The organism is Oleiphilus sp. HI0123 (assembly GCF_001635315.1).
The window spans coordinates 1-1,069 of the sequence record NZ_LWGE01000472.1; the positions used below are offsets into that span (position 1 = coordinate 1).

At 46.4% G+C, this 1,069-nt stretch carries 1 protein-coding gene; it reads left to right on the top strand.

Features of this window, described 5'->3' with window-relative positions:
- Positions 1 to 261 precede the first annotated feature (261 nt).
- Complete coding sequence (locus A3761_RS04510; RefSeq protein ID WP_068553373.1) at positions 262 to 837, top strand: DUF5610 domain-containing protein; 576 nt, start codon at positions 262 to 264, stop codon at positions 835 to 837.
- Positions 838 to 1,069 lie beyond the last annotated feature (232 nt).

A 1,069-nucleotide genomic window follows, 5' to 3' on the forward strand; every position in this document is an offset into this window, starting at 1 on the left:
AAGCGGCTACTCAATAACGGTGAACAACGTTACAAGTGGTTTTGTAAAGAATACCCTCACTTCCTGGAGCGCATCCCCCAATACCATATCGCCTCGTTTCTCGGCATGACGCCCGTTAGCCTGTCCCGCCTTCGAAAAAAGTTTTCTCAATAGCCTCAGCTAGCCATCTATAAGGAACAAATACTTACCAAGTTTTGCTTGCTGCTCCCCACGCACTGGTCAATAATTAATCAAGACCTACCGCTACTGAGGAGTGTTCATATGCCTGTTAGCCAAATCGACACCCGACTTAATATATCGTCCGTACCTGAAAAAACTACTTCTAGTGACGCAAGGTCTTCACCGCAAAGTGATGGCACAGAGCAAATTGGTCAAGTAGAGGCCCTTCGCAAAGAATTCAATGCTGCCGTGTTGAATGCTAACTACGAAGTTAGCCTCAGCGTCAAGAACGAACCTATGAGCCTGCTTTATCAGACCGCTATCGATGCGATCAATAAAGAGCTAGAAGGTGACTTTGGCGAAAACTCAATCCAGTCCGGTTATGAGCAAGGCCTGGACGTCTCACCCGAAGCGACAGCGGGCCGGATTGTTAATTTCTCGACTAGCCTGTTTCCACTTTATCAACAACAACACCCTGAATTGAACGAGAGTGAGCAAGTCGAAAAGTTTGTCGATATTATTAGCGGTGGTATTGATACCGGATTTTCTGAAGCACGCGAGATACTCGATGGATTAGGAGTGTTAGAAGGTGAGATTGCCGAGAATATCGATAAGACCTATGACTTGGTTCAGGAAGGCTTGCAAGCCTTCAAGAAGCAGTTTGAGGTGCAGGAATAGCTTAATTATTCTCCCACCAGCACGCGAATGGCACAAAAAAGCCGAACTAGGAAACTCTAGCTCGGCTCTGTTTGCTGCTTGTTTATCTAAAGACTTTAGATATCCAATGCCAAACGCGTACCCTGATTAATTGCACGTTTTGCATCAAGTTCTGCAGCCACATCAGCACCACCAATCAGGTGATATGGCTTATTCAAGCCCTCAACTAATTCACGCAGTGGCTCCTGGCCCG

What these genes read in the sequence shown, in the direction of transcription:
- A3761_RS04510 (WP_068553373.1), top strand. Translation starts at nt 262, where the DNA reads ATGCCTGTTAGCCAAATCGACACCCGACTTAATATATCGTCCGTACCT.